This is a genomic window from Stenotrophomonas sp. SAU14A_NAIMI4_5, assembly GCF_003086795.1.
Classification (GTDB): Bacteria; Pseudomonadota; Gammaproteobacteria; order Xanthomonadales; family Xanthomonadaceae; genus Stenotrophomonas.
The window spans coordinates 3,471,474-3,494,614 of the sequence record NZ_CP026003.1 but is presented as its reverse complement, the minus strand read 5'-3'; the positions used below and the strand labels follow the sequence as shown (position 1 = coordinate 3,494,614).

The window sequence follows — 23,141 nt, the reverse complement described above, 5'->3', positions numbered from 1 at the left end:
GATGAATACAGTTGTTAACGCCAACCTCGTCGGCATCACCGGCCTGGCCCGCCGCCTGGTCCAAGACGGCGCGCTGGATGAAGTCGCCGCCCGAGACGCGATGGCCAAGGCCGCAGCGGCCAAGCAGCCGCTTCCGACCTGGTTCGCCCAGAACAAGCTGGTGAGCGCCGCTCAGCTGGCCGCAGCCAATTCGGTCGAGTTCGGCATGCCGCTGTACGACGTGTCCACGTTCGATGCTAGCCAGAATGCGATGTCGCTGGTCAGCGAGGAGCTGCTCCGCAAGCACAACGTGCTTCCGCTGTTCAAGCGCGGCGGCCGGCTGTTCGTCGGCACCAGCAACCCGACCCACTCGCTGGATGAGATCAAGTTCCATACCAACCTGGTGGTGGAGCCGATCCTGATCGATGAGGACCAGATCCGGCGCACCCTGGAACAGTGGCACGCCAGTCACGACACCATGGGCGACGCGCTCGGTGGTGATGATGAGGCTATGGCCAACCTCGACGTCTCTGGCGGCGACGAGGACATGTCCGCCAGCGACAGCGGCATCGACGCCAAGGGCGACGACACCCCGGTGGTCAAGTTCGTCAACAAGGTGCTGGTCGACGCGATCCGCAAGGGCGCATCGGACATCCACTTCGAGCCCTACGAAGATGATTACCGCGTGCGCCTGCGCATCGACGGCCTGCTGAAGATGGTCGCGCGCGCGCCGGTCAAGTTGAACCAGCGCATCGCCGCGCGCCTGAAGGTGATGGCGCAGCTGGATATCGCCGAAAAGCGTGTGCCGCAGGACGGACGCATCAAGCTGAATCTGTCCAAGACCAAGCAGATCGACTTCCGCGTCAGCACCTTGCCGACGTTGTTCGGCGAGAAGGTGGTGCTGCGTATCCTTGACGGCAGCGCGGCCAAGCTCGGCATCGACAAGCTGGGTTACGAGCCGGACCAGCAGAAGCTGTTCCTGGATGCGATCCACAAGCCCTACGGCATGGTGCTGGTGACCGGCCCGACCGGTTCGGGTAAGACCGTGTCGCTGTATACGGCGCTGGGCATCCTCAACGACGAGACCCGCAATATCTCCACCGCGGAAGACCCGGTGGAAATCCGACTGCCCGGCGTCAACCAGGTGCAGCAGAACAACAAGCGCGGCATGACCTTTGCCGCCGCGCTGCGCTCGTTCCTGCGACAGGATCCGGACATCATCATGGTCGGCGAAATCCGCGACCTGGAAACGGCCGAGATCGCGATCAAGGCGGCGCAGACCGGTCACATGGTGCTGTCCACGCTGCATACCAATGACGCGCCGCAGACCATCGCGCGCCTGATGAACATGGGCATCGCGCCATACAACATCACCAGCTCGGTGACCCTGGTGATCGCGCAGCGACTGGCACGACGGCTGTGCAGCAACTGCAAGCGGCTGACCAATCTGCCCGCCCATGCGCTGCTGGCCGAGGGCTTCACCCAGGAGCAGCTCGATGCCGGCATCCAGCTGTACGAAGCGGTGGGCTGCGACGAGTGCACCGAGGGCTACAAGGGCCGTACTGGTATCTACCAGGTGATGCCGATGACCGACGAGATCTCGACGATCATCCTGGCCGGTGGCAATGCGCTGCAGATTGCCGAGGCGGCACAGGCGATCAAGGTGAATGACCTGCGCCAGTCGGCACTGAAGAAGGCAGCGGCGGGCGTGACCAGCCTGGCCGAGATCAACCGCGTTACCAAGGATTGATGCGGTTGGGGTCAGAGCCCTTTCCTGCGGAAAGGGATCCGACCCCGGCATGTAGATCCACGCCATGCGTGGATGGCGCGGTCCGGCACCAGTAGATCCACGCCATGCGTGGATGGCGCGATCCGGATGGGGTCAGAGCCCCTTCCTTTGGAAAGGGATCCGACCCCTTACTCCATTCCCAGCTTCTTCAGCTTGTAGCGCAGCGCCCGGAAGGTGATGCCCAGCTGTGCGGCCGTGCGGGTCTTGTTCCAGCGGTTTTCTTCCAGTGCACGCTGGATCGCGCTGCGCTCGAGCTGCTCGATGTAGGAGGGCAGGGCGGCGCTGCCGGGGTGCAGGTCGACCACGGCTTCGGGCGCGGCAGGGCCGCCGGCGGTGCGCGGGGCGTGCTGCGGCAGGCGCAGGTCGTCGGCGCCGATGCGGTCTTCCTCGGCCAGGGCCAGGGCGCGCTCAAGGATGTTCTCCAGCTCGCGCACATTGCCCGGGAAGCCGTAATGAGCCAACGCATCCAGCGCCGAGGGCGCCAGCAGCGGAGTGGCGCGGCCGTGGCTGCGGGCCAGCCGGGCGAGGATCGAACCGGCCAGGTCCGGCAGGTCCTGGCGGCGTTCGCGCAGCGGCGGCACCTTCAGTTCGATGACGTTGATGCGGTAGTACAGGTCGTGGCGGAAGCGGCCGTCCTCCACCAGCTCGGCCAGGTCCTTGTGGGTGGCCGAGAGGATGCGCACATCCACCGGTTCCTCGTTGGCCGCGCCCAGTGCGCGCACCGACTTTTCCTGGATGGCGCGCAGCAGCTTGACCTGCATCTGCAGGGGCAGCTCGGCCACTTCATCCAGGAACAGGGTGCCGCCGTGCGCCGCCTGGAACAGGCCGGGCTTGTCGGCGTGGGCGCCGGTGAAGCTGCCCTTGCGGTGGCCGAAGAATTCGCTCTCCATCAGCTCGGTCGGGATGGCGCCGCAGTTGACCGGAATGAAGGGGCCCGAGGCGCGTGCGCCCTGCGCATGGATGGTGCGTGCGACCAGCTCCTTGCCCACGCCGGACTCGCCAAGGATGTAGACCGGCGCCTGGCTGCGGGCGACCTTGCCGATGGTGGTGCGCAGCACATCCATGGCGGGCGAATCCCCGAGCAGGCGGCCGGCCTGTTCGCTGGCGGCCGCGGCGACTGGGCGCTCGCTGTTGTTGAGTTCCAGCGCGTGCTTGACCAGGCCACGCAGCACGCTGATGTCCACCGGCTTGCTGACGAAGTCGAAGGCACCGGCCTTCAGCGCTTCCACGGCCAGGTCCATGCTGCCGAAGGCGGTGATCATCGCCACCGGCGTACGCGGGTAGTTGTGGGCGATCTCGCTGACCAGTTCGATGCCGTTGCCGTCCGGCAGCCGCATGTCGGTGATGCACAGGTCGTACGGGTTGCTGGCCAGCAGTTCGCGGGCTTCGGCGAGGTTGGCGGCGGTGCTGATGCGAAGGCCCATGCGGCCAAGGGTCAACACCAGCAGTTCGCGGATGTCGCGTTCATCGTCGACGACGAGGGCGCTGCGGGTTTCGTTCATGGGCAGGGAAGATAAACGAGGGGGGCTGGGAGCGACAAATGTTTGGCGCGGCGGATCACTGCGGAAGCAGGGCGTGCGGGCCGGGAAGGACCAGGCGGAAGCAGGAACCGCCGGCCGGCACGGGGATGTAGTCCAGGCGCGCCTGGTTGGCCCGGCACAGCTCGCGGGCGATGTACAGCCCCAGGCCGGTGCCGTGCTCGGAGGTGGTGAAGAAGGGGCGGAACAGCTGCGCAGCCACGGCCTCAGGGATGCCCGGGCCGCGGTCCATCACATCGATCACCGCGCTGCGCTCATGCTGGGCCACGCGCAGGCGCACGCGCGCCGGCTGCTCGCCGATGCGGCCGTACTTCAGCGCGTTGTGCACCAGCACGGTCAGCACCTGGTAGAGGTGGCGGGTGTCGACCAGGGCGGGCACCGAGGTGTCGTTGATGATCGGCTCGATGCTGTCCGTTTCCAGGGTCTGGCCCTGCTTGTACTCCAGCACGAAGCGGCGCACGAAGGCGGCCAGGTCGACGTTTTCGGGGTTGGCGCGCTCGCGCCGGGCCAGGCCCAGCACGCTCTCGACGATGCCGTTGGTGCGCTGGCACTGCTGGTGGATGATCTGCAGCAGGCGGCGGTCGCTCTCGTTGAAGCCGGTGCCTTCCTCCAGCAGCTGTACGGCGTAGTTGATGGCCGCCAGCGGGTTGCGGATCTCGTGCGCCAGGCTGGCCGAGAAGCGGCCCATGGCCGAGAGGGTGAGCGACTCGGCGCGGCGCGAGACCACGCTGGAGTCGTCCAGGAAGACCAGGGCCAGCTCGCTGCCGGCCAGCAGGCGGGCAAACCGCGGCTGTACCTCGGGCTGGTCGGGGTTGAGCTGCAGCGGCAGTTCGTCCTGGGCCCAGCCGTTGCGCCAGCGGTTCAGGCGCCGGGCCAGTTCGGGGGCGATGCTGGCAAGGTCCAGCTGGCCGCTCTCGCCGACCCCGTCGCTGTCACCCAGCAGCAGCGACGCGGCCTCGTTGGCCAAGGTGATGCGGTTGTCGCCATCGACGACGATCACCCCGGTGCGCATGCGGCGGATGATCAGCTCGTTGATCTGGAACAGGTTGGCCACTTCATCGCCGCGCTGGTTGGCCAGCTGCTGGTTGCGGCGCGCGCGGTTGCCGACCTGGTAGCTGATGAAGGCCAGGGCCAGGTAGCTGGTGGCGAACATCGCCAGTTCGGCCAGGGTGCGGGTGGGGTCACCGCCCTCCAGCACCTTCCACAGGTATTCGGCGGCGGTGGCGACGCTGGCGGCCAGGGCCAGCACCAGGCCCCAGCTGAGGGGCAGCAGGGTGGCCGCGGCGGCGATGTTGAACAGCAGCGACATCGAGATGCCGGCGCTGGCACCGGGCAGGGCGTGGGCCAGCAGGCTGGCGGCGATGATGTCCAGCAGCACGCCGGTGACCACGATCGGCAGCAGCCAGCGCTCGCTGCGGCCCACCACCAGCAGCAGCAGGGACAGCGCCAGGTAGGCGGCCCCGACCAGGTAGGCCAGGCGCGGGTGGTGCGCTTCGCCGACCATGGCCGACAGCGGGCTGTACAGCAGCGCGGCGATGACCGAAGCGATCAGCACGCGGTACAGCGCGAAGAAATACAGCTCGCGCCGGGGAATCGATTCGATGCGGTCGATCAATGAAGCACTGGGTGACACGCCGGAACTCCCCTTCTGGCTGCCTGGAACTGGATCTGACGGCGTTGGCACTGCAGCGTACCCGATGTTCCCCCGACCACCGGACACTTGCCCCGTAGAGTCGAGCTTGCTCGACTGTGTTTTCCGTAGAGTCGAGCTTGCTCGACTGCTCCAGACATCAGTCGAGCAAGCTCGACTCTACGCCTCCCAGTATAGGCCTGTGGAAGCCGTTTCCTGCGCAATCGGACCGGGCCGGGCCCACGGGCCCACCCCGCCGGGGCGGCGCAACTGCCTGAATGAACGTGGAAATCTGGCCGGGTCTGGCCGTTTGTCCCGGGTTCTTTGCGCCCCGGCGCTGGCTCGGCCACAATAGTGGGCCCGCCGCGGTCCATGCCGGCGCCCCGCCGGGGCCCCTGAGGAATTGCGTGCGGTCGTTCCTATTCCCACGGTGACGCATGAATTTCCACGAATACCAGTCAAAACAGCTGCTTGCCGAGTACGGCATCCCGGTCCCGGCCGGCAAGGTCGCGGCGACCCCGGACGAAGCAGTCGAAGCTGCCAACTCCCTGGGCCAGGGCCCCTGGATGGTCAAGGCGCAGATCCACGCTGGCGGCCGCGGCAAGGCTGGCGGCGTCAAGTTCTGCAAGACCACTGACGACGTGAAGGCCGCTGCGGCCAAGATGCTCGGCACCAAGATGGCCACCTACCAGACCGCAGGCGTTGAACTGCCGGTCAATCTGGTGCTGGTGACCACCGCCGGCGAGATCGTCAAGGAACTGTACCTGTCGGTGCTGGTTGACCGTGGCACCAAGACCATCACCTACATCGCTTCTTCGGAAGGCGGCGTGGAGATCGAGCAGGTCGCAGCTGAAACCCCGGAGCTGATCCACTCGCTGAACGTCGACTTCGTCGAAGGCGTGCAGGGTTACCACGGCCGTGATTTCGGCTTCAAGCTGGGCCTGACCGCCAAGCAGGCCGGCCAGTTCGCCAGCATCATGGTGAACCTGTACCGCCTGTTCAACGAAAAGGACCTGGCACTGGTTGAAATCAACCCGCTGGCCATCCTGGACGACGGCAACCTGTACGCGCTGGACGGCAAGTTCGACAGCGACGACAACGCCGCCTTCCGCCAGAAGGCTCTGGTCGCCATGCGCGACAAGACCCAGGAAGACCCGACCGAAGTGATCGCTTCGGAGCTGGACATCAACTACGTCACCATGGACGGCAACATCGGCTGCATGGTGAACGGCGCCGGCCTGGCCATGGCCACCATGGACGTCATCAAGCTCAACGGCGGCGAGCCGGCGAACTTCCTGGACGTGGGCGGCGGTGCCAACAAGCAGCGCGTCATCGAAGCCTTCAAGCTGATCCTGTCCTCGGACAAGGTCGAAGGCATCTTCGTCAACATCTTCGGCGGCATCGTCCGCTGCGACATGATTGCCGAAGGCATCATTGCCGCCGTGAAGGAAGTGGGCGTCAAGGTTCCGGTCGTGGTCCGCCTGGAAGGCACCAACGTGGAAGAAGGCAAGCAGCTGCTGCGTGACAGCGGCATGGCCATCATCCCGGCTGACAACATCAACGATGGCGCCAAGAAGATCGTTGAAGCTGTCAAGAACGCTGCCTGATACCGACACCAAGGAATTCCAATGTCTGTTTTGATCAACAAGAACACCAAGGTGATCGTGCAGGGCTTCACCGGCCAGCAGGGCACCTTCCACGCCACTCAGATGATCGAGTACGGCACCCAGGTCGTCGGCGGCGTGACCCCGGGCAAGGGTGGCACCACCCATATCGACCTGCCGGTCTTCAACACCGTTGCCGACGCCGTGCAGAGCACCGGCGCCAACGCTTCGGTCATCTACGTGCCGCCGCCGTACGCGGCTGACGCGATCCTGGAAGCCGCTGCTGCCGGCATCTCGGTCATCGTCTGCATCACCGAAGGCATCCCGGTGCTGGACATGCTGCGCGTCAAGAACGTGCTGACCCGTGCCCACCCGGACACCGTGCTGATCGGGCCGAACTGCCCGGGCGTCATCACCCCGGGTGAGTGCAAGATCGGCATCATGCCGGGCCACATCCACAAACCGGGCAAGATCGGCATCGTGTCGCGTTCGGGCACCCTGACCTATGAAGCGGTCAAGCAGACCACTGAAGTCGGCCTGGGCCAGTCCACCTGCATCGGCATCGGCGGTGACCCGATCAACGGCCTGAACTTCGTCGACTGCCTGAAGCTGTTCAACGAAGATCCGCAGACCGAAGGCATCATCATGGTCGGCGAAATCGGCGGTGACGCTGAAGAAGCCGGTGCCGAGTACATCAAGAACCACGTGAAGAAGCCGGTCGTCGGTTTCATCGCCGGTGCGTCGGCTCCGGCCGGCAAGCGCATGGGCCACGCCGGTGCGATCGCCTCGGGCGGCAAGGGCACTGCTGAAGGCAAGTTCGCCGCCATGGAAGCTGCCGGTGTCGTCACCGTCCGCTCGCCGGGCGACCTGGGCGCTGCCATCGCCAAGCTGGTGAAATAAGATCGACTGCCTCCGGCAGACGATTCGGTAGAGTCGACTGTTAGTCGACTGCTCTACCTGCATCAACAGAAAAGCCGCCTCCGGGCGGCTTTTCTGCATCTGGCGGTGTGCCGGTCGGCCCCATCCACGCATGGCGTGGATCTACTGGGGATGGCCCGGCGCGGGCATGGCCCGGCGTTACAATGGGCCATTGCAACCACAGGCTGGATTCCCATGGCTTCGATCCGCATCGCGATGGCGCAGTTCGACTTTCCCGTCGGAGATGTCGCCGGCAACACCGAGCGCATCATCGAGATGATCGGCCAGGCGCGCGAGGAGTACGGCGCCGAGCTGGTGATGTTCCCCGAGCTGGCGGTGAGCGGCTATCCGCCGGAGGACCTGCTGCTGCGTCCGGGCTTCCTGTACGAGTGCGAGCAGGCGCTGGGCCGCATCGCCGCCGCTTGCCGCGGCATCACCGCCGTGGTCGGCTGGCCGCAGGCCGCCGGTGCGGTGGTCTACAACGCTGCCAGCGTGCTGCGTGACGGCCTGGTCGAGCGCACCTACCGCAAGCGCGAGCTGCCCAACTACGCCGTGTTCGACGAGCGCCGCTACTTCGACGTGGACCCGGACGGCGGCAGCTGCGTGTTCGAGGTCAACGGCGTGCCGGTCGGCCTGCTGATCTGCGAAGACCTGTGGTTCGCCGAGCCGCTGGCCGACACCGTGCGCGAGGGTGCGCAGCTGGTGGTAGTGCCCAACGCCTCGCCGTATGAGCGCGGCAAGCATGCCCAGCGCGACGCCGTGCTGGCCGCCCGCACCCGCGAGAGCGGGGCGGCGATTGCCTACCTCAACGTGGTCGGTGGCCAGGATGCGCTGGTGTTCGACGGTGCCTCGGTGGTTGCCGACGGCGACGGCACCGTGCACCCGGCGGCGGCGGCCTTCGTCGACCAGTGGCTGGTGGTGGACTACGACGGCGAAACCCGCCGCTTCCTGCCGCACGTCTGGATGGACGATGGCGATGAGAGCATGGATGCGCTGGCCTGGCGTGCGGTGACCCGCGGTATCCAGGACTACTGCCGCAAGAACGGCTTCAAGAAGGTGTGGCTGGGCCTGTCCGGCGGCATCGATTCGGCCCTGGTGCTGGCCCTGGCCGTCGACGCGCTCGGTGCGGAGAACGTCACCGCCGTGCGCCTGCCGTCGCGCTATACCGCCGGCATGTCCAACGACCTGGCCGCCGAGCAGTGCGAGGCGCTGGGCGTGAAGCTGGAAGCGGTCTCGATCGAGCCGGCCTTCAAGGGCCTGATGGAAGCGCTGGCGCCGATGTTCGAAGGCACCACGCCGGACGTGACCGAAGAGAACCTGCAGTCGCGCAGCCGTGGCGTGATCCTGATGGCGCTGGCCAACAAGTTCGGCGGCCTGCTGCTGACCACCGGCAACAAGAGCGAGTACGCGGTCGGCTACGCCACCATTTACGGCGACATGTGCGGTGGCTACGCGCCGCTGAAGGACCTGTACAAGACGGAGGTGTTCGGCCTGTCCAAGTGGCGCAACACCGTGGGCGGCGCGCCGGTGATCCCACCGGCGGTGATCAGCCGCCCGCCGTCGGCCGAGCTGCGCGACAACCAGCTGGACCAGGATTCGCTGCCGGCCTACGACGTGCTGGACGGCATCCTGTACCGCTACGTGGACCAGGAGCAGTCGCGCACGGAGATCGTGGCCGCCGGCTACGACGCGGCCGTGGTCGACCGCGTGCTGCGCCTGGTGCGCATCAGCGAGTGGAAGCGGCACCAGGCCGCGCCGGGCCCGAAGGTCTCGCGCCGGGCGTTCGGCCGCGAGCGCCGGTACCCGATCAGCAACGGTTACAAGGGGTGAGGTAACGAGGGCGCCGGGCATGGCCCGGCGCTACCGGGCTATCCCATCCACGCATGGCGTGGCTCTACTGGGCCATTTACGCATGGCGTGGCTCTACCGTAGATCCACGCCATGCGTGGATAAAGAAGAAGGGCCCCTTGCGGGGCCCTTTTCTTTATTTCTTTTCCAGCCGCGCGTTGCGCTGGCCGGTGCTGGCCGACTTCTCGCCGGCAAACGGGTTCAGCTTGCGGATCATCCACGGGTACTTCGGCCAATTGCCTTCCAGCCACGGGTGCTGCGGCTGGTTCAGCGTCAGCACGCGACGGGCGTCGTCGGCCAGCGTCTTGTTGCCCAGGTGGGTGTAGGACTCGCCCAGCACCGCCACGGCGTCGTACTGGAAGGCGCTCTGCGGGTAGGTTTCCAGCAGGTAGTTGGCGCGGCCGGCGGCCGAGACGTAGGCGCCGCGACGCAGGTAGTACAGGGCGTTGTCCAGCTCGTGCTGGGCGAACACGTCACGCAGCTCGATCATGCGCTGGCGCGCATCGGCGGCGTAGCGGCTGTTCGGGTAGCGGTCGACCACGATGTTGAAGTCCGAATACGCCTGGTGCGGCGTGGACAGATCGCGGCGGCTCGGGTCCAGGGACCATACGCGACGCAGGAAAACCGTATTGCGGTTGGAGTTGGCCAGGCCGCGCAGGTAGTACAGGTACGCGATGTTGCGGTGGGTCGGGTAGGTACGGATGAAGCGGTCGATGCTCGACACGGCGTCATCGTGCTTGCCGGCCTTGTACTGGGCGTAGGCGGTTTCGATCATCGCCTGCTCGGTGTACGGGCCGTACGGGTACTGGGCCACCAGGCGGCGGAAGCTGGCTTCGGCGCCACTCCAGTTGCCACCCTGCATCAGCGTGTGGCTCTTGTCGTACAGTTGTTCGACCGGCGTTCCTTCATCGGGGCGATCACCCTTGGCGCCGCGATGGCAACCAGTGGCGGCGATGACCAGCACCAGCAGCAGGGCGGTGAGGCGGACGGGCGCAGAGAGCATGGAGGAGCGTCGGATCATGGGGTCAAGGCGGGACGCGTCTGGAATACGAAGGGTCGATGATAGCCTAGTGTCCTGTCCAGCGACTGAAACCGGTCGACCGGACCCCAAAATTTCGAAGATACCCCCCTGCCATGTCTGAACAATCCTCCGAATCGGCCCGCCAGGCCATCGTCCCCGACACCTCCGCCGGCCGTCGTTTCGACGCGGTCGTGGCCGAGCTGTTCCCCGAATACTCGCGCTCGCGCCTGACTGAATGGATCAAATCCGGCGATGTGCTGCTGGACGGCGCCCAGGCCCGCCCGCGCGATCCGCTGCGCGGCGGTGAAGTCGTCACCCTGACCGTGGTGATGGAAACCCAGACCGACGCCCAGCCGGAGGACATTCCGCTGGACGTGCTGTTCGAGGACGAGCACCTGCTGGTGATCAACAAGCCGGTCGGCCTGGTGGTCCACCCGGGCGCCGGCAACCACAGCGGCACCCTGGTCAACGCGCTGCTGTACCGCGACCCGTCGGTGGCGGTGCTGCCGCGCGCGGGTATCGTGCACCGCCTGGACAAGGACACCAGCGGCGTGATGGTCGTGGCGCGCACCCTGGAAGCGCAGACCGCACTGGTCGAGCAGCTGGCCGCCCGTGACGTGCACCGCCAGTACCTGGCCATCGTGATGGGCGCCCTGGTGGCCGGCGGTACCGCCGATGCCCCGATCGACCGCCACCCGCGCGACCGCCTGAAGATGGGCGTGCGTGAGGACGGCAAGGAAGCGATCACCCATTACCGCCTGCGCGAGCGCTTCCGTGCGCACACCGCGCTGGAGTGCCGCCTGGAAACCGGCCGCACCCACCAGATCCGTGTGCACATGGCGCATATCCGCCACCCGATCGTGGGTGACCCGCTGTACGGCGGCGCGCTGAAACTGCCCAAGGGTGCCAGCGAGGAGCTGGTTGCCGCCCTGCGCGGTTTCAAGCGCCAGGCCCTGCACGCCGAGACCCTGGAATTCGTGCACCCGATCACCGGCGAGCAGGTGCGCAACACCGCACCGGTGCCGGCCGACATGCTGCACCTGATGAAGGTGCTGCGCGAAGACAGCGCGGCCTTCGCCGAGCGCGAGCGGGACCGCTGGTGATGGATACCGCGCTGCCGCTGCTGCAGGCCGACTGGCCGGCGCCCCCGGGCGTCCGCGCGCTGACCACGCGTCGGCATGGCGCGGGCATCTCGCCGGCGCCGTTCGCGCAGTTCAACCTGGGCAACCGGCACGCAGCCGATGGTGATACCCCGGCCAACGTCGAGCACAACCGGCAGATGCTGCAGCAGGGCCTGTCCCTGCCGTCGGCACCGCACTGGCTGCGCCAGGTGCATGGCACCACCGTGCTGCGTTTCGACGCAGCGCCGGTGGCCGGCGCCAGCGAGCCGGTGGCCGATGCCGCGGTGACCTCGGTGCCGGGCGTGGTGCTGGCCATCCTCACCGCCGACTGCCTGCCGGTGGTGTTCGCCGCCGTCGACGGCAGCGAGATCGGTGCGGCGCATGCCGGCTGGCGTGGCTTGGCCGACGGCATGCTGGAAGACACCGTGTCCGCCATGAACACGCCGGCGGCGCAGCTGCGGGCGTGGCTGGGTCCGGCGGCCGGCCCGCAGGACTATGAGATCGGCGAAGAGGTCTACCACGCCTTCGTCGGCCATGACCCGGGCGCGGAAGAAGCCTTCGTGGCCACCCGCGAAGGGCACTGGAAAGTGGACCTGTTCGCGCTGGCCCGGCAGCGGTTGCAGGCGGCAGGGCTGGACCCGCTCAACATCCATGGCGGCACGGTCTCGACCATGGCCGACCCGGACCTGTACTCGCACCGTCGCGACCGCCGTACCGGGCGCATGGCGACCCTGGTGTGGATGGAATGAAGCCGGCTGGCGGTCCTGTGGGGTCAGAGCCCTTTTCTGGCGAAAAGGGATCCGACCCCATATCTGACCCCACCAAAACAGCCGTGATCGTCTTCGACGGCGTCTGCGCCCTGTGCAGCCGCTGGGTGCGCTTCCTGCTGCGGTTCGACCGGCAGGGGCGCTACCGTTTCGCGGCGATGCAGGGCGCGCAGGGCAGTGCCTTGCTGCGCGCCCACGGTCTGGACCCGAACGACCCGCTGTCGTTCCTGCTGGTGGACGCGCAGGGCGCCTGGACCGATACCGATGCGATCCTGCGCGTGCTGACGGGGCTGGGTGGCCCGTGGCGCGTGGCAGGTGTGCTGCGCCTGCTGCCGCGCGCCTGGCGCGACGTGGCCTACCGTGCGCTGGCCCGCAACCGCTACCGCTGGTTCGGCCGGCACGACACCTGCTACCTGCCCAGCCCGGAACAGGCCGCGCGCTTCCTCGATTGACCGCCGCGGTCCGCTCTTTTGTAGAGTCGAGCCATGCTCGACTGCTCCATCATCAGTCGAGCATGGCTCGACTCTACAGAAGCAGGAGCGGTCAGGCTTCCAGGGCTTCGAGGTAGCTGCGGCGCCAGTGGTTGATGTCGTACGTGCGCAGGTGGTCCATCATCGCGTGCCAGCGTTCCTGGCGCCGGCGCAGCGACATCGTGGCCGCGGTGGCGATGGCATCGGCCACGCCGTCCAGGTCGTGCGGGTTCACCAGCAGTGCCTGCTTCAGTTCGTCGGCCGCACCGGCGAGCAGTGACAACACCAGCACGCCGGGATTTTCCGGGTCCTGCGAGGCCACGTATTCCTTGGCCACCAGGTTCATGCCATCACGCAACGGGGTCACCAGGCCCACGGCCGCAGCGCGGTAGAAGCCGGTCAGCGTGGCATGGGTGAAGTTCTGGTTGACGTAGCGCAGCGGCGTCCAGTCGGGCTCGGCGTGGCCGCCGTTGATGTGCCCGGCGATCTGTTCCAGCTGGCTGCGCAGCTGCCGGTACTCTGTCACGTCGCCACGCGACACCGGGGCGATCTGCAGGTAGGTCAGCGAGCCGCGCTGGTCGGGGTGCCGCTCCAGGTAGCGCTCGAAGCCCTGGAATCGTTCGGGCAGGCCCTTGGAATAGTCCAGGCGGTCCACGCCGATGGCCAGCTGGCGGTCGCGCAGGCTGCTGCGCAGGTTCTTCACCGAGGGCTTGGTCGCTGCCGTTGCCGCCTGGCGGGCAATCAGGTCGGTATCGATGCCGATCGGGAAGGCGGCCGCGCGGAAGCGGCGCCCGCCCGGGGCTTCCAGCCGGCCATCCTCCAGCACGCGGCCGCCGCCGAACAGGCGCAGGTAGGTCTGGAAACGGTCGGCATCGCGCTGGGTCTGGAAGCCGACCAGGTCGTAGGCGTACAGCGAGGAGAACAGCCGCAGGTGGTCGGGCATGGCCTGCAGCAGGTCGGCCGACGGCATCGGGATATGCAGGAAGAAGCCGATCCTGCAGCCGATGCCGCGCTCGCGCAGCATCGCGCCCAGCGGAATCAGGTGGTAATCGTGGATCCAGACGATGTCGTCCTCGCGCAGCAGCGGCGCGAGCTTGTCGGCGAACAGCGCATTGACCTTGTGGTAGGTCTCGCGGGTGCCGCGATCGTAGTCGACCAGGTCCAAGCGGAAGTGCAGCAGCGGCCACAGCGTGCGGTTGGAAAAGCCGTTGTAGTAGCCATCCACATCACGCTTGGCCAGGTCCATGGTGACGTACTCGATGTCACCGTCCTTCTGCTGGTGCAGCGTGCCGCTGGCATCCTTCGCGTTCTTGCCGCTCCAGCCGAACCACATGCCGCCGCGCTCCTTCAGCGCGGCCAGCAGGCCCACGGCGAGGCCGCCGGCGCGGCTTTCACCGGGCACGGCGACCCGGTTGGAGACAACCACCAGACGGCTCACGAGGCCTCCTGCCAGGAACGCGACAGGCGCATGGCGGCGGTGATCAGGCCGACGTGCGAATAGGTCTGCGGGAAGTTGCCCCAGGCTTCGCCACCATCGAAGGCCAGATCCTCGGAGAGCAGTCCGAGGTGGTTGCGCTGGTTCAGCAGCAGCTCGAACATCTCGCGCGCTTCATCCATGCGGCCGATTGCCGCCAGTGCGTCGATGTACCAGAACGTGCAGATGGTGAAGCTGGTTTCCGGTTCGCCGAAATCATCCGGCGCCACGTAGCGGTACAGCGAATTGCCATGCTTGAGATCGCGGCCGATTGCCTCGACGGTCGCGATGAAGCGCGCGTCCAGCGCATCGATGAAGCCGATATCGGCCAACAGCAGCAACGAGGCATCCAGGCGATGGCCGTCGAAGGTGTCGGTGAAGTGGCCGAGCTCCTCGCTCCACGCCTTGTCCATGATGTGCGCGTGGATGGTGTCGGCACGCTCGCGCCAGTAGTTCGCGCGGTCGTCGAGCTTGAGGCGCACGGCGATCTTGCACAGGCGGTCGCAGGCCGCCCAGCACATCGCGCTGGTGTAGGTATGCACTTCGGTGCGACCGCGGAATTCCCACAGGCCGGCATCGGGCACGTCGTGCAGGGCGAACGCCTGCTCACCCAGCGGTTCCAGGCGCGCGAAGGTGTGCGCATCGCCCGGATCCTGCAGGCGGCGGTCGAAGAACAGCTGGGTCGATGCGAGGACCACGCTGCCGTAGACATCGTGCTGGCGCTGCACCCAGGCCAGGTTGCCGCGGCGCACCGGGCCCATGCCGCGGTAGCCGGACAGGCTGGGCACTTCGTCCTCGTCCAGCTTGGCCTCGAAGCCGATGCCGTACAGCGGCTGCAACGTGCCATCGGTGGTGGCCAGGTTGAAGATGTAGCCGAGGAACTGCTCCATCGTGCGGGTGGCGCCGAGGCGGTTCAGCGCACGCACCACGAACGCCGCATCACGCAGCCAGCAGTAGCGGTAATCCCAGTTGCGCACGCTGCCGGGCGCCTCGGGAATGGAGGTGGTCATCGCCGCGATGATCGCGCCGCTGTCCTCGTACTGGCACAGCTTCAGCGTGATCGCGCTGCGGATGACCGCGTCCTGCCATTCCAGCGGAATGGACAGGTAGCGCACCCATTCGCGCCAGTAATTGGCGGTGCGCTGGAAGGCTTCCTGCACGTAGCCGCTGATGGAACGGTTGAGCGATTCATCCACGCCCAGGATCAGGTGGACGGGGTGGTTGAGCACGAACGGCAGGCCCTCGCGCACCATGCGCACGGGCACGTCGGTGGTCAGCCGCAGCACGTGCTCGGGCAGGATCCAGCGCACGTGGTTGCTGCCCCAGGTCGATTCGGGCACGCGGGCGCCCCAGTCGGCCAGCGGCCGCGCCAGCACGGTGATGCGCGGGCTGCCGGTAAGCGGGCGTACCTGGCGGATCAGGCTGACCGGCCGGTAGAAGCGGTCGTTCTGCCGCCAGCGCGGGGCGAAATCGAGGATTTCCAGCGAGCCGCCGTGACTGTCATGCAGCACGGTGCGCAGGATCGCGGTGTTGGTCAGGTATTCCTGCTCGCTGCGGGCGAAGTCTTCCAGCTCGATGGCGAAGTCGCCGCCGGTCTGCTGGTTGGGGCCGAGCAGGGCGCAGAAGGTGGGGTCGCCGTCGAAGGTGGGCAGGCAGCTCCAGACAACGCGGGCATGTTTGTCGACCAGGGCGCCGAAGCTGCCGTTGCCGACCACGCCCAGATCAAGATCGGGTTGGGTCATCACGCGGTACATCTCGGTTGCGGCCGTGGGGTGGCCGGGTCAATACGCATTCTCACGCAGCCAGGCGTGCACGCTGCGTATGTCAGGCAGCGCGAACACGGCCGCGCTGGGTTCACGTTCGCCGATCAGCACGCTCCAGCCGTGCTGTCCGTTGGCGGCCTCGAAGCCGAACTCATCGGTGAGGTCATCACCAAGGAACACGGGCAGGCGGCCACGGAAGGGCAGGTATTGCATCAGCCGGCGCACGGCGCGGCCCTTGTCGGTGCCGACGGGCACGAATTCAATCACGTGGTCGCCGGGCTGCAGCCGATAGCTTGGCCGGCCGCGGGCATGGCGTTCGGCGAACGTGCGTACCTCGTTGGCGGCATGTGGCGCACCACGCCAGTGCAGGGCCAGGCCAGCGCCTTTTTCTTCCACGAGTACGCCGGGGTAACCATGGGCGAAGCGCATGGCCTGCTGATGCAGGGCATGCAGCCATTCGGCGGTGTCGTCGTCCTGCTCTTCACGCAGCACGCGCCCGTCCTCGCCACGCAGTTCGTGGCCGTGCAGGCCGGCGGCCGGCAGTTGCAGGGGGGCAAACAGCTGGTCCAGCTGTTCCAGTGGGCGGCCACTGACGAGGGCGACCGCGCCTTCGAGGCGGTCGCTGATACGGCCGATGGCTTCACGCACATCCGGCAGGAGCTGCACGGCATCCGGGCGCGCAGCGAATTCTATGAGGGTGCCGTCGACATCGAGGAACAACGCACAGGCGTCGTCCAGCAATGGCGGTGGCGGACGCAGGGGGAGCGGTTCAGCCATACCGACCAGCTTGCCAGCAGCGGCGTGTAGGGCAGGTCGAGGCTGGGCGACAGCTGCCTGATCGGTGGGTGCCGACCGTTGGTCGGCACGGAATGGCCGTGCGGACCAACGGTCCGCACCCACCAACCATGAATCCGGTAGGTGCCGACCGTTGGTCGGCACCGAAGGCAGTGCGGACCAACGGTCCGCACCCACCAGAAGGGGTGGGTTTCACACCCACCGAGGGCGGTCAGAACGTGTAACGCACGCGACCGTAGTAGTACGCGCCGTTGCTGCCGATCGGCGACAGCACGTCGTACGGCAGGTTGCCGTAGTAGTAGATATCCTCGTTGGACTTGTCCGGATAGTTGTCCGTCAGGTTCTGCCCGCCGATGGCCACGCTCCACTGCTTGTTGAAGCGGTATTCCACTTCGGCATCCAGCTGCCATTCGGCCTGGTAGGTCTGGCGCGGGATGTAGCCATCACCGAAGTTGAACACGCGGGTGGCACTGCCGTAGCGGTTGACGCGGCTGCTCAGCGACCAGTGGTCGTTGCTCCAGGCGGCCGACAGGCTGGCACGGGTACGCGGGGTTGCGTCGGTCAACGTGTTGGTTTCTTCGATGCCGAACAGCACGTAGTCCGCGTCCAGTGCCTGCAGCTGGGCCGGTGTGGCCAGCACGTTCTTCAGCGTGGTCTTGGTGTAGGCGTAGGTGCCGGTCAGCAGCAGCTGGCCATCGCCCAGTGCCTGGCGCCAGTTGGTCACCAGCTCGGCACCGCGGGTGCGGGTGTCGGCGGCGTTGACGAAGAAGCTGGCGCTCTGCAGGCCGGTGACGCCGTAGTTGGCAGCCACGAAGTCGGTCAGAGCATCGCCGGTGATGCTTTCCGACAGCGCGATGCGGTCGTCGATGTCGATCTGGAAGAAGTCCAGCGACAGGTCGAAGTGCTCGCCGATGCGGCTGGTGAAGCCCAGCGAGGTGTTCAGCGACTTCTCCGGCTTCAGGTCCTGCGCGCCGAGGCCGCGGGCGATCGGGTTGTTGACCGACAGCAGGCGGCCCTGCACCAGCTGGCCAGCGGCGTTGTAGCCGGTGGAGGTGGATTCGTAGCCGATCTGCGCCAGCGACGGCGCGCGGAAGTTGTTGGAGATGGCACCGCGCAGGGCGAAGGCCGGGGTGAACTCGTAGCGCAGGCCCAGCTTGCCGGTCAGCTCGCCACCGAAGTCGTCGCTGTGCTCGTAGCGTGCGGCCAGGTCGGTGGAGAAGTGGTCGCCGAACTGGCTGGCCAGGCTGGCATAGGCACTGGCCACGTCACGCGCCAGCGACGCAGCATCCTGCGGGGTCAGGCCACCACCGGCCTGCGAGCCGGTCGGGCGATCGGTGTACGGGCCGGCCGCATAGCTGGACGGGTCGCCCGGACGGGTCTGGTAGCGCTCGTGGCGCACTTCCGCGCCCAGGCCCAGGGTGTGGGTGATGCTGTCGCTCTGCGAGAACACGCGGCTCAGGTCGAGGTTGCCCACGGTCTGTGCGTACTGGTAATCAGCGGTCTTGAAACGGGTCGGGCTGGTCGGGCCCAGCGAGGCGTTGATCGAATCGCGCAGGCGGTAGGTGAAGTCGTTCTGGCCGTAATCCAGGCTGCCGTCGTAGCTCCACTCGCCCCACTGGCCACGCACGCCGGCCACGGCCTGCACGTCGCGGTTCTCGCCTTCGGAAATCGGGCGGTAACCGTTCGGATATACCTCCTTCCAGTTGGCGTCGCTGTCGGGGTAGCGGAAGTAGTTCGCGCCTTCGGTATCACGCTGGTTGAAGGTGCCGAACGCATAGAACGTGGCGGTCTTGCCCACCGGAATCTCGGTGTTCAGCCACAGGTTGATGTCCTTGCTGGCGCCATCGCCGAGCACGTAGTTGCGCTTGCCCTGCAGCGCCAGGTTGGCCTCGGTCTGGTCCCACGGCGGAATCAGGTCGTAGCCGGCGCGGTTGGTGCCGTTGCGCTTCTTGTATTCCAGGCCCACGCGCAGGAAACCGCCATCCTCGCCCAGCGAGGTGCCGACCTTGGCGCTGATGTTGCCGGCCTGGCCATCGGTGAGGGTGCGGCCGATCGGCTTGAGGTCGGTGTGGTTGGCGCCGTAGCTGGCTTCGATCTCGCCGCCGTCGCCGCCGTTGTCCAGGATCACGTTGATCACGCCGGCCACCGCATCGGAGCCGTACAGCGCGCCGGCGCCATCACGCAGCACTTCGATGCGCTTGATGGCGCTGACCGGGATCGAGTTGAAGTCGACCGGGGTGGTGCCCTTGCCGATCTTGCTGTCAGTGTTGACCAGCGCGGTGTGGTGGCGGCGCTTGCCGTTCACCAGCACCAGCACCTGGTCCGGCGACAGGCCGCGCAGCTGCGCGGCACGCACGTGGTCGGCGCCGCCGGAGTTGGACTGGCGCGGGAAGTTGAACGACGGCAGCAGGGCCTGCAGCGCGCTGCCCAGCTCGCCGTTGACCACGCCGGCCTTGCGGATGTCCTCGGCGGTGAGCACGTCCACCGGCGAGGTGGATTCGAGCACGGTGCGGTCGGCGGCGCGGGTACCGGTGACGATCACCGTGTCCAGGTTGGTGGCCGCATCCTGGCCAGAGGCCAGGGCGGGGGACAGGGCGAGCGCGATGGCGAGGCCGAGCGGCGACGCGGATAGGCGGGGGGACATGCGGACTCCAGCAACTACGACGTGGGGAAGGGGCGGGGGAGAGATGGTTTCACTTACATCCATCCGGATGAAGCGATATATTATCTTGGCGTGAGGAGGGGGTGTGACGCAAGCCCCGCTTCCGATCGCATCAGCTGATGCCCCTGTGGCATGAGTGATTGGTTGCAACCGCAACCGAAACGCAGGTGTACCCTCCGTGCCCCTTCGACCCGCTTTTTCCCCTTCCCCGGAGTGCTGTCCCCCATGAAACACCTTGGCCTGATCTTTGCCGTGCTGCTGGCCACCAGCGGCTGCGCCAGCCTGTCCTCGAAGACACCCAGCGCCTACGCCGCCACCGCCGAGATGCAGGGCGATGCCGCGCGGCCGTCCAACGGCACGGGCTGGGTGCGCAGCGAGCTGTACTTCGGCGTGGGCGAGGAGCAGGGTGCCGGCGACCGTCCGCAGGCCGATACGATCAGCGAGGCGCAGTGGCGCGCGTTTCTGGACAAGGAAGTGACCCCGCGCTTCCCCGATGGCCTGACCGTGTTCGATGCCTACGGCCAGTGGCTGTTCCGCGGCGATGCCTCGCCCAACCGCCTGCGCACCAAGGTGCTGGTGGTGCTGCATGAAGACACCCCGCAGCGCCGCGCCGACATCGAAGCGATCCGCCTGGCGTGGAAGCAGCAGACCAAGCACCAGTCGGTGCTGTGGTCGCGGCAGGCGGTTGACGTATCGTTCTGACCTGGAGGCGCCAGCGTGGCGCCGCAGGGAGTGACGATGAAACACAGGGAATCCGTGGTTGGCCTGCTGCTGGCGGGCCTGCTGGTGCCGCTGGCGCACGCCGCTGACAGCGATGCGCCGTTGCGCTTCGAGGCAGCGCCCGGCGTTCGCGTGCAGGCCGAGGTCACCGAGGACGGCAGCATCGACGTGCAGCTTCTGCCCTCGGGCAGACGGCTGAGCCTGCCGGGCGCCCCCGATGCCGACGGCAATTCCCGGCTGTCGGCCGAGGATGTCGATTTCGACGGGCGTCCCGAGCTGGTGGCGCGGGCGTCGGTCGGCATGGTCAACGAAGCGGTGGCGGTGTATCGGTTCGATCCGGCCAGCGGCGGTTTCCGCGCGCTGCAGGCCGAAACCCACGGGCATGACAACTGTGGCGGCCTGATGGGCCTGACCGTCGACGCCGCCACGCGCACCCTGACCAGCAGCTGCCGCAGTGGACCGATGTGGTACACGGATCAGTATCGGTTCGACGGTAGGAAGTTGTACCTGTATCGCTCCGAAGACGTGCTGCGGCTGGGCGATGCGCTGGATGCCGCCCTGCAGTGGGAGCAGACCGACGAGCAGGGGCCGCTGGCGGTGTGGCGTACGCACGATGCATCCGGCCACGTGCTGGAAAGTGCCATTGCCGATGGGTTGAGCGCGCCCGCCAGCGGCGAACCGCTGCGTGGCCATCAGGCCACGGTGGTGTCCGCGCGCCTGTTCCTGTTCGACCGGCCCGGTGCCGCCAGCACCAAGCGCTACCTTGTGCAGGGCGATCGCGTGGAGATGCTCGATGAGCAGGACGGCTGGGTGAAGGTTCGTTACCGCAACCCGAAGCACGGCGCGATCGAGGGTTGGATCAACGTCAACGATTGACGCCTCGCCGGTCCGCAGTTTGCTCAACAAGGCGGTCGGCTTCTTGCCCACGGCGGCATCACTTGGCCGGGTCTAGCCTCGGGTTTCTCCCCCGAACCGGCTGTGCCCCCATGAGCAAGCGCGTTGCAGAGATCGTCATCGACACCCTCCAGCAGGCGGGTGTCCGCCGCTGTTACGGCATCGTGGGCGATACCTTGAACCACGTGACCGATGCGATGCATCGCAGCGACATCGAATGGGTGCACGTGCGCCACGAAGAGGTGGCCGCGTTTGCCGCCGGTGCCGATTCGCTGGTGAGCGGGCAGCTGACTGCCTGCGCGGGTTCGTGCGGGCCCGGTGGCCTGCACTTCATCAACGGCATCTTCGAAAGCAACCGCAACCGCGCGCCGATGGTGCTGATCGCCAGCCAGATCGTCACCAGCGAACTCGGAATGGAGTTTCCGCAGGAAGTGGATTTCAAGGCGGTGTATGGCAGTTGCACGGTGTTCTGCGAACAGGTGCACAGCCCCGAGCAGGCGCGGCGCGTGGTGGCATTGGCCTGCCAGGCGGCGATCAGCCGCCGCGGTGTGGCGGTGGTGATCCTGCCGGCGGATATCAGCGAGGCCGAGGTGAAGCACGATGTGCCGTTCTCGGTGCACTACGCCCAGCCGGTGCTGCGCCCGTCCGACGCTGAGCTGCAGCGCATCGCCGAGCTGCTGGGGCAGGGCAAGCGCATCGGCATCTATGCCGGTGCCGGCTGCCAGGGCGCGCATGCGCAGCTGCTGGAACTCGCCCGGCGGTTGCAGGCACCGGTGGCGCACACCTCACGCGCCAAGGATTTCGTCGAGCCGGACAACCCCTACAACATGGGCATGACCGGCATCTTCGGCATCGAGTCGGGCTTCCACACGCTGATGGAGTGCGACACGCTGCTGCTGCTCGGCGCCGACTTCGCCTGGGGCCAGTTCTATCCGGACAAGGCAACGATCATCCAGGTCGACCGCGATGGCAGCCACCTGGGCCGTCGCCACCCGGTCAACCTCGGCGTGGTCGGCGACATCGCACCGACCCTGGACGCGCTGTTGCCGATGCTGCCGCCACGCGAGGACAGCACCTTCCTCGACGAATGCATCACCCACCGCGACAAGGCGCTGCAGAAGCGCGAGCAGGAAGAACAGCCCGGCGAAGGCGAGCTGATCCATCCGCAGCACCTGACTGCGCTGCTGTCGAAGCACGCCAGCGACGATGCACTGTTCACTGCCGATGGTGGTTCGCCGATGGTCTGGGTGCTGCGCCATATCCGGGTGAACGGCCGTCGCCGCACCCTGACCAGCCTGCTGCACGGCACGATGGCCAATGCGATGCCGCAGGCGCTGGGCCTGCAGAAAGCGTTCCCCGGCCGCCAGGTGATTTCGCTGTCCGGTGATGGTGGCCTGGCGATGCTGCTGGGCGACCTGCTGACGGCGGTGCAGGAAAACCTGCCGATCAAGGTGGTGGTGTTCAACAACGGCTCGCTGAATTTCGTCGAGCTGGAGCAGAAGGTGGAGGGCCTGCTGGACAACTACACCGACCTGAAGAATCCCGATTTTGGCCGCCTGGCCGAGGTGATCGGTTTCCACGGCCGCACGGTGACCCGCAGCGAGGATCTGGAGGAGGCGGTGCTGGACTTCCTTGCCCAGCGTGGCCCGGCGCTGCTGGATGTGCATACCAGCCGCGCGGAGCTGGTGATGCCGCCGCAGATCGAGGCCAAGCAGGTGGCCGGCACGGCGTTGTACGCGGCCAAGGCGGTGTTGAATGGCCGCTTCGATGATGTGAAGCACCTGCTGGTGGACAACTTCCTGAAGAAGTGAGGGGGGTCTGAGGCAGGGCTGCGCCCTGCACCTGCCGAGGCAACGTCAACATCAACGTCAAAAGCCTGCATTCCGTGGGATGGCGGGGTGGGTCCGGTTGAGGGGGGCGCCGTAAACCCGTCCATGGGGGCTTGGTCGCGGCATCCATGCCGCTCACACCCCCTCAACCGGACCCACCCCGCCTTCGACAGGTTCCCGCTGCTGCTGTTGGTGGGTGCCGACCGTTGGTCGGCATGGGGGACGGATCTGGTAGGTGTCGACCAAGGTCGACACCTACCAACAGCCTGTCGGATCAGCGTTCTGCTCTGGTAGGTGCCGACCGTTGGTCGGCACAGTA

General features: G+C 66.9%; 17 protein-coding genes. 10 read left to right on the top strand and 7 right to left on the bottom strand.

Features of this window, described 5'->3' with window-relative positions; all coding sequences use genetic code 11:
• Position 1 precedes the first annotated feature (1 nt).
• Positions 2–1,729, top strand: a complete 1,728-nt coding sequence (gene pilB, locus C1925_RS16155) for a type IV-A pilus assembly ATPase PilB (protein WP_108769771.1) — start codon at positions 2–4, stop codon at positions 1,727–1,729.
• 167 nt (positions 1,730–1,896) lie between these two features.
• Here the strand turns inward: pilB and C1925_RS16150 are convergent, their stop codons facing one another.
• Together C1925_RS16150 and C1925_RS16145 are read right to left on the bottom strand one after the other, a co-directional pair.
• On the bottom strand, positions 1,897–3,270 hold the full coding sequence (locus C1925_RS16150) for a sigma-54 dependent transcriptional regulator (protein WP_108769770.1): 1,374 nt from the start codon (positions 3,268–3,270) through the stop codon (positions 1,897–1,899).
• A 55-nt stretch (positions 3,271–3,325) separates the two neighbouring features.
• Positions 3,326–4,939, bottom strand: coding sequence for an ATP-binding protein (locus C1925_RS16145; protein WP_108769769.1), 1,614 nt, complete (start codon positions 4,937–4,939; stop codon positions 3,326–3,328).
• Positions 4,940–5,373: 434 nt separating this feature from the next.
• Between C1925_RS16145 and sucC the strand changes: the two genes are divergently transcribed.
• From sucC to C1925_RS16130, 3 genes are all read left to right on the top strand, one after another.
• Complete coding sequence (sucC, locus tag C1925_RS16140; protein WP_079222939.1) at positions 5,374–6,543, top strand: ADP-forming succinate--CoA ligase subunit beta; 1,170 nt, start codon at positions 5,374–5,376, stop codon at positions 6,541–6,543.
• 21 nt (positions 6,544–6,564) lie between these two features.
• The gene (sucD, locus tag C1925_RS16135; RefSeq protein WP_108760494.1) at positions 6,565–7,440 is read left to right on the top strand and encodes a succinate--CoA ligase subunit alpha; all 876 of its coding nucleotides are present in this window, start codon (positions 6,565–6,567) and stop codon (positions 7,438–7,440) included.
• A 213-nt stretch (positions 7,441–7,653) separates the two neighbouring features.
• Complete coding sequence (locus C1925_RS16130; protein WP_108769768.1) at positions 7,654–9,288, top strand: NAD+ synthase; 1,635 nt, start codon at positions 7,654–7,656, stop codon at positions 9,286–9,288.
• A 154-nt stretch (positions 9,289–9,442) separates the two neighbouring features.
• On the opposite strand, the gene C1925_RS16125 is transcribed toward C1925_RS16130, so the two are convergent.
• A complete protein-coding gene (locus C1925_RS16125) occupies positions 9,443–10,327 on the bottom strand; it encodes an outer membrane protein assembly factor BamD (RefSeq protein ID WP_108769767.1) in 885 nt (294 codons plus the stop codon).
• Positions 10,328–10,440: 113 nt separating this feature from the next.
• On the opposite strand from C1925_RS16125, the gene rluD reads away from it, so the two are divergent.
• From rluD to C1925_RS16110, 3 genes are read left to right on the top strand one after another with little or no spacing between them, the layout of a single operon-like run.
• Positions 10,441–11,430, top strand: coding sequence for a 23S rRNA pseudouridine(1911/1915/1917) synthase RluD (rluD, locus tag C1925_RS16120; protein ID WP_108769766.1), 990 nt, complete (start codon positions 10,441–10,443; stop codon positions 11,428–11,430).
• A complete protein-coding gene (pgeF, locus tag C1925_RS16115; RefSeq protein WP_108769765.1) occupies positions 11,430–12,197 on the top strand; it encodes a peptidoglycan editing factor PgeF in 768 nt (255 codons plus the stop codon). Before rluD ends, pgeF begins: the two co-directional genes overlap by 1 nt.
• Complete coding sequence (locus tag C1925_RS16110) at positions 12,194–12,667, top strand: thiol-disulfide oxidoreductase DCC family protein (RefSeq protein ID WP_108769764.1); 474 nt, start codon at positions 12,194–12,196, stop codon at positions 12,665–12,667. Before pgeF ends, C1925_RS16110 begins: the two co-directional genes overlap by 4 nt.
• A 91-nt stretch (positions 12,668–12,758) precedes the next feature.
• Here C1925_RS16110 and otsA read toward each other — a convergent pair whose 3' ends face one another.
• The 4 genes from otsA to C1925_RS16090 all read right to left on the bottom strand — a co-directional run bounded on the left by otsA (position 12,759) and on the right by C1925_RS16090 (position 19,361).
• A complete protein-coding gene (gene otsA, locus C1925_RS16105) occupies positions 12,759–14,123 on the bottom strand; it encodes an alpha,alpha-trehalose-phosphate synthase (UDP-forming) (RefSeq protein WP_108769763.1) in 1,365 nt (454 codons plus the stop codon).
• Entirely contained in the window at positions 14,120–15,901 is a 1,782-nt protein-coding gene (locus C1925_RS16100) for a glycoside hydrolase family 15 protein (protein ID WP_108770741.1), read from the bottom strand. Before C1925_RS16100 ends, otsA begins: the two co-directional genes overlap by 4 nt.
• Positions 15,902–15,940: 39 nt before the next feature.
• Entirely contained in the window at positions 15,941–16,699 is a 759-nt protein-coding gene (gene otsB / locus C1925_RS16095) for a trehalose-phosphatase (RefSeq protein WP_108769762.1), read from the bottom strand.
• Between the two features lie 229 nt (positions 16,700–16,928).
• Complete coding sequence (locus C1925_RS16090) at positions 16,929–19,361, bottom strand: TonB-dependent receptor (RefSeq protein WP_108769761.1); 2,433 nt, start codon at positions 19,359–19,361, stop codon at positions 16,929–16,931.
• 243 nt (positions 19,362–19,604) lie between these two features.
• Between C1925_RS16090 and C1925_RS16085 the strand changes: the two genes are divergently transcribed.
• The 3 genes from C1925_RS16085 to C1925_RS16075 all read left to right on the top strand — a co-directional run bounded on the left by C1925_RS16085 (position 19,605) and on the right by C1925_RS16075 (position 22,804).
• The gene (locus C1925_RS16085; protein WP_108769760.1) at positions 19,605–20,081 is read left to right on the top strand and encodes a DUF3574 domain-containing protein; all 477 of its coding nucleotides are present in this window, start codon (positions 19,605–19,607) and stop codon (positions 20,079–20,081) included.
• 36 nt (positions 20,082–20,117) lie between these two features.
• Positions 20,118–20,975, top strand: a complete 858-nt coding sequence (locus tag C1925_RS16080; protein WP_108769759.1) for an SH3 domain-containing protein — start codon at positions 20,118–20,120, stop codon at positions 20,973–20,975.
• A gap of 110 nt (positions 20,976–21,085) precedes the next feature.
• Positions 21,086–22,804 (top strand): thiamine pyrophosphate-dependent enzyme, encoded by a 1,719-nt coding sequence (locus tag C1925_RS16075; RefSeq protein ID WP_108769758.1) that lies wholly within the window; start codon positions 21,086–21,088, stop codon positions 22,802–22,804.
• Positions 22,805–23,141 lie beyond the last annotated feature (337 nt).